At 73.9% G+C, this 5,359-nt stretch carries 5 protein-coding genes; 2 read left to right on the forward strand and 3 right to left on the reverse strand.

Annotation, left to right across the window (positions count from 1 at the left end; genetic code table 11):
• On the forward strand, positions 1-1,318 hold a 1,318-nt coding region (locus tag CCN29_RS22015), incomplete at its 5' end, for a response regulator (protein WP_503167723.1).
• A gap of 26 nt (positions 1,319-1,344) precedes the next feature.
• Here CCN29_RS22015 and CCN29_RS22020 read toward each other — a convergent pair.
• Positions 1,345-1,923 carry a TetR/AcrR family transcriptional regulator gene (locus tag CCN29_RS22020; protein WP_006136212.1) on the reverse strand — a complete coding sequence of 193 codons (579 nt, stop codon included), beginning with the start codon at positions 1,921-1,923 and terminating at the stop codon, positions 1,345-1,347.
• Positions 1,924-2,053: 130 nt separating this feature from the next.
• Between CCN29_RS22020 and CCN29_RS22025 the strand changes: the two genes are divergently transcribed.
• The gene (locus CCN29_RS22025; protein WP_086683928.1) at positions 2,054-3,289 is read left to right on the forward strand and encodes an MFS transporter; all 1,236 of its coding nucleotides are present in this window, start codon (positions 2,054-2,056) and stop codon (positions 3,287-3,289) included.
• A 117-nt stretch (positions 3,290-3,406) separates the two neighbouring features.
• Here the strand turns inward: CCN29_RS22025 and CCN29_RS22030 are convergent, their stop codons facing one another.
• Both CCN29_RS22030 and CCN29_RS22035 read right to left on the reverse strand, forming a co-directional pair.
• On the reverse strand, positions 3,407-5,062 hold the full coding sequence (locus CCN29_RS22030) for a long-chain fatty acid--CoA ligase (protein ID WP_031067301.1): 1,656 nt from the start codon (positions 5,060-5,062) through the stop codon (positions 3,407-3,409).
• 156 nt (positions 5,063-5,218) lie between these two features.
• Positions 5,219-5,359 (reverse strand): sigma factor-like helix-turn-helix DNA-binding protein (locus CCN29_RS22035; RefSeq protein ID WP_442538444.1); only part of this gene is annotated, 141 nt, incomplete at its 5' end.

Here is a 5,359-nt window from a genome sequence, read left to right on the forward strand (position 1 = left end):
CGGCACCCCCCTGCCGCCCGAGGACGCGCCCGTGCCGGAGCGGCGGCCCGCCGCCCAGCCGCTGCCCGCCGAGGCCGCCGCCCCGGTGGACCCGAACTCGACGCAGGGACGTGCGATCAGCGTGCGGACGCTGGGCCAGGGCGTGCCGTTCAACCGGCAGGCCGCCCAGGTCCAGCAGCCGCCGGCGTCGGCCACGCCGCCCCCGCACCAGCCGGGCGGTTCCGGCCGTCGCCGCAAGCTCGGCACCCGCAGCGACCAGGCCGCCGCGAACGGCCAGACGTCCGCCGGGCAGGCCTCCGGCGCCGGCCACGGCGCCCGCCCGCACCCGCAGGGCGACCCCGTGCCGCCGGCCGGGCAGGCGCCGCAGCAGGACCGCACCCCGGCCGCCGCTCTCGCCCAGCCCGCGGCGCAGCCGGCGCCGACGCCGGCCGGGCAGTCCCGGCTCGCGCCGGCCACCGAGGCCGCCGGACGCTCCTACGCCATAGGGGCGCCGGACGCGGACGCCGCCGAGGGACCCGAGCCGCTGGACGGTCCGGGCGGAGCCGTGGAGGTGGCGGACCCGCCGCGTCCGCAGCCGATGGACGACGAACTGCCGCCGGAGCCGCTGGACAACCCGCGCCGGCTGCTGGTGTGGCCCGCGCCGGACGTGGCGACGCAGCAGGCGCTCAGCGACCGCGGCTACCGCCCGGTGATCGTGCACTCCCGTGAGGAGGTCGACGCGCAGATCGCGGCCTTCCCCGCGGCGCTGTTCGTCGACCCGCTGACCGGCCCGATCACCCGGACCGCCCTGCAGTCGCTGCGTCAGGCGGCGGGCGCGGCGGAGGTGCCGGTGCTGGTCACGGCCGGACTCGGCCAGGCCTCCCGCGACGCCGCGTACGGCGCCGACCCCGCCGTGCTGCTGAAGGCGCTCGCGCCGCGCGACAGCGAACAGCACCCGCCGCGCGTACTGCTGATCGAGGAGCACGCGGAGATCGCGCTCGCCCTCACCGGCACGCTGGAACGGCGCGGGATGCAGGTCGCGCGGGCCGCGAGCGACGCCGACGCGGTGACGTTGGCGGGTCAGTTCCGGCCGAACCTGGTGGTGATGGACCTGATGCAGGTGCACCGCCAGGCGGGACAGGCCGGGATCGTCGACTGGCTGCGGGCGAACGGGCAGCTCACCCGCACCCCGCTGGTCGTCTACACGGCCGCCGTCGATGCGGCGGACCTGCCGCGGCTGGCCTCCGGGGAGACGGTGCTGTTCCTCGCGGAGCGGTCCACCAGCGCGGAGGTGCAGGAGCGGATCGTCGACCTGCTGTCGCGGATCGGGACCAACTGACCGGCACCGGCTGACCCGCGCCGCCGTCAGCGGGCGACCAGGCGGCGGGCCGCCTCCTTCACGGACGCGCGCAGCCGAGCCCGGTCGTCGGCCTCCTCGCCGACCAGGATGCGGCGCATCTGCGGGACGACGGCCGTCCAGTTGGCCAGCGCGGTCAGCAGGAACAGCAGGTCGCCGGCCGGGATGGCGTCGGTGACGGCTCCGCGCTCCTGGCCGTCCCGGAGCAGGGCGACCTTGCGGACGTAGTGCTCCTGCCGTTCGCCCTCGTGGGGGAGCTCGTCGGTGCCGTACTCCAGGCCCTCCCAGAACAGCAGGCGCAGCAGTTCGGGGTGGGTGGCGTGGTAGTCCATCAGCCGGTCGACCCAGCCCTCGATGTCGTCCGGGTCGACGGGGACGGACTCGGCGAGGTCCAGCATCTTCCGCTCGAGGACGATCGCGAACAGCTCCGCCTTGTTGCCGAAGTAGGCGTAGATGAGCTGCTTGTTGGCCTTCGCCTCGGCCGCGATGCGGTCGATGCGGGCACCGGCGATGCCGTGGCGGGCGAACTCGGTGACCGCCGCCTCGAAGATCCGGGCCTTGGTGGCCTCGGGGTCCCTGACTGCCATGGGGACAGGGTAGCGCCACTTGTAACCAACTGTTTGGTTGACAGGGAATCCGGAGGGGACGCAGACTGTTCCTTCCGTCAGCCAACCAACCAGTTAGTTGTTAGAGCAGGCTCGAAGGGGTATCCCGCTCATGTCCTCAGCGCCCAGCGCCACCACCACCGGCCGGCAGGCCCGCAGGCCACCGCTCCCCGCTCCCGGGACGGGTCCAGGTCCGGGCCCGACCCGCGGCTCCGCCGCGTTCCTCACACTCATCGCCGTCTGCACCGCGGTCACGGCCGCCAACATCTACCTCGCCGCACCCCTGCTCTCCCTGATCGCCCGCGACTTCGGTTCCACCCCGTCGGCCGTGGCCTGGATCGCCTCGGTCGCCCAGCTCGGATACGCCGTCGGGCTGCTCTTCTTCGCCCCGCTCGGCGACACCGCCGACCGGCGCCGGCTGGTCACCGTCCTCACCCTGGTCACCACCGCCGCCCTGCTCGCGAGTGCCGTCGCCCCGGGCACCGGCGCGCTGGCGGTCGCCGTGTTCGTCGCCTCGGCCGGGACCGTGGTGCCGCAGCTGCTCGTCCCGCTGGTCGCCGAGCGGGCCCCCGCCGCCCGCCGCGCCCGCCATGTCGCGGCCGTGATCGCCGGCCTGTTCACCGGCATCGTCGCGGCCCGGGTCCTCGGCGGGCTCGCCGGGCAGGCCTTCGGCTGGCGGTGGGTGTTCGCGGGCGCGGCCGCCCTCACGCTCGCCCTGGGCACCGCCACCGCCCTCGTCCTGCCGTCCGGGCGGCGCCGCCGCGAGGGCTCGCTGTTCGGCGGCCTCGCCGCGCTGCCCGGGCTGCTGCGCCGCTCGCCCGACCTGTGGCGCGCGTCGGTGCGCCAGGCGGGGATGTTCGGCGCGTGGAGCGCGCTGTGGACCTCGCTCGCCCTGCTGCTGACGGGCCCGGCCTACGGCCTGTCCACCGCCACCGCCGGGCTGTTCGGCCTCTTCGGGCTCGCGGCGAGCGCGGTGGCGCCGCTGGCGGGCGGGCTGGTCGACCGTTTCGGCGCCGCCCGGGTCGTACGGGGGGCGTATCTGCTCGCGGCCGTCTCCGTGCCGCTGTTCTGGCTGGGCGGGCAGGTCGTCTGGGCCCTGTTCGTCGCCGCGATCGCGATCCACGCGGCCCTGGTCGCCTCGCACGTCGCCAACCAGACCCTCGCCCTGACCACCACCTCCAGCCCGGCCGTCGCCAACACCGCCTACGTGGTCTCCGGCTTCGCCGGCGGCGCCACCGCCTCGGCCCTCGCGGGCCCCGCCTTCACCCACTTCGGCTGGGGCGGGGTGTCGGCGGTGGCGGCGGTCTGGCTGGCACTGGGCTGGGGGAGCACGGCGGTACGGCGGTGACCGCTGCAGCCGGGCGGTGAGGGGAACTTCGTGTTCCGTCTCACCGCACAGCGGCACGTGCGGCGTACGCCGGTCGGAGCCGGATGACGTCCGGCTCCCCCGCGGCGTACGCCGGTGTCAGATCCGGGTGACGTCCAGCGTGCCCTCGGCGTACTGCCGGCGCAGCACCTTCTTGTCGAACTTGCCCACGCTGGTCTTCGGCACCGCCTCGATCACCGTCCAGCGCTCCGGCAGCTGCCACTTGGCGATCTTCCGCTCCTCCTGGAGGAAGGCGCGCAGCGTGGTGAAGTCGGCGGTGGCGCCCTCCTTGAGGACGACCGTGGCGAGCGGGCGCTCGCCCCACTTGTCGTCGGGGACGGCGACCACGGCGGCCTCGGCCACGTCCGGGTGCGCCATCAGCGCGTTCTCCAGCTCCACCGAGGAGATCCACTCGCCGCCCGACTTGATGACGTCCTTGGCGCGGTCCGTCAGGGTGAGGAAGCCGTCCGGGCTGATCGTGCCGACGTCACCGGTCTTGAGCCAGCCGTCCTCGCTGAACTTGTCGGCCGGGCGCAGCGCTTCGGCGTCGGGGCCGTTGTAGTAGGCGCCGGCGATCCACGGGCCGCGCACCTCCAGCTCACCCGCGGACATGCCGTCCCAGGGGAGGCGCTCGCCGCCGGGGCCGGTGAGGCGGGCCTCGACGCCGGCCGGGAAGCGGCCCTGGGTGAGCCGGTAGGCCAGCTCCTCGTCGGTGCCGACCACGTGGGCCGGCGGGCGGGCGATGGTGCCGAGCGGGGAGGTCTCCGTCATGCCCCAGGCGTGACAGACCCGCATGCCCAGCTTGTCGAACGCCTCCATCAGCGACGGCGGGCAGGCGGAGCCGCCGATGGTGACCTGGGTGAGGGAGGAGACGTCGCGGGGGCGGGCGGTGAGCTCGGCGAGCAGCCCCTGCCAGATGGTGGGGACGGCGGCGGCGTGCGTCGGCCTCTCGCCCTCGATCATCTCGGCGAGCGGGGCGGGCTGGAGGAAGCGGTCCGGCATCAGCATGTTGACGCCGGTCATGAAGGTGGCGTGCGGCAGGCCCCAGGCGTTCACGTGGAACTGCGGGACCACGACCAGGGAGGTGTCCTGGTCGGTCAGGCCCATCGACTGGGTCATGTTCACCTGCATGGAGTGCAGGTAGATCGACCGGTGGCTGTAGACCACGCCCTTGGGGTCACCGGTGGTGCCGGAGGTGTAGCACATGGCGGCGGCGGACCGCTCGTCCAGCTCCGGCCAGTCGTAGGCGACGGGGTGTCCGGCGAGCAGCTCCTCGTACTCGTGCACCCGGACGTGGGTGTCGGCCAGGGGGGAGCGGTCGCCGGGGCCCGAGACCACGATGTGCTCGACGGTCTTGAGGTGCGGCAGCAGCGGGGCGATCAGCGGGATCAGCGAGCCGTTGACGACGACCACGCGGTCGGCGGCGTGGTTGACGATCCACGCGAGCTGCTCGGCCGGCAGGCGGAGGTTGAGCGTGTGGAGCACGGCGCCCATCGCGGGGATCGCGAAGTACGCCTCGACGTGCTCGGCGTTGTTCCACATCAGGGTGGCGACCCGCTCGTCGCCGTCGACACCGAGGTCGTCGCGCAGGGCGTGCGCCAGCTGGGCGGCCCGGGCGCCGATCTCCGCGTAGGAACGGCGCTGCGGGGCTCCCTCGCCGGTCCAGGTGATCACCTGCGAAGTGCCGTGGATCGTCGACCCGTGGGTCAGGATCCTCGAGATCAGCAGCGGTACGTCCTGCATGGTGCTCAGCACGGCGTCCTCCTGGGCGACATTGCCTGGCGTCGGTACGGGATGCGCTGATTCTGCGCACATACCGCGCGGTATGTCACTAGGGGAGCGGATGATCGATCAGGCTCAGGCGGACGACGCGTCCCGTCAACTTCCTTTCACTTCCTCCTCGCTTCCTCCTCAATTCCGAACAAGTCCCAGCTCAGCGTCCTCGCGGAGCTTGCCGAGCGCCCGCGACACGGCCGACTTCACCGTCCCGACCGAGACGCCGAGCACCTCTGCCGTCTGGGCCTCGCTGAGGTCCTCGTAGTACCGCAGCAC

This window comes from Streptomyces pseudogriseolus (assembly GCA_002154585.1).
In the GTDB taxonomy this organism is placed as follows: domain Bacteria; phylum Actinomycetota; class Actinomycetes; order Streptomycetales; family Streptomycetaceae; genus Streptomyces; species Streptomyces pseudogriseolus.

Bases quoted from the DNA above. Each gene is read 5' to 3' on its own strand.
- CCN29_RS22020 (WP_006136212.1), bottom strand. From the start codon at position 1,923: ATGGCAGTCAGGGACCCCGAGGCCACCAAGGCCCGGATCTTCGAGGCG.
- CCN29_RS22025 (WP_086683928.1), top strand. From the start codon at position 2,054: ATGTCCTCAGCGCCCAGCGCCACCACCACCGGCCGGCAGGCCCGCAGG.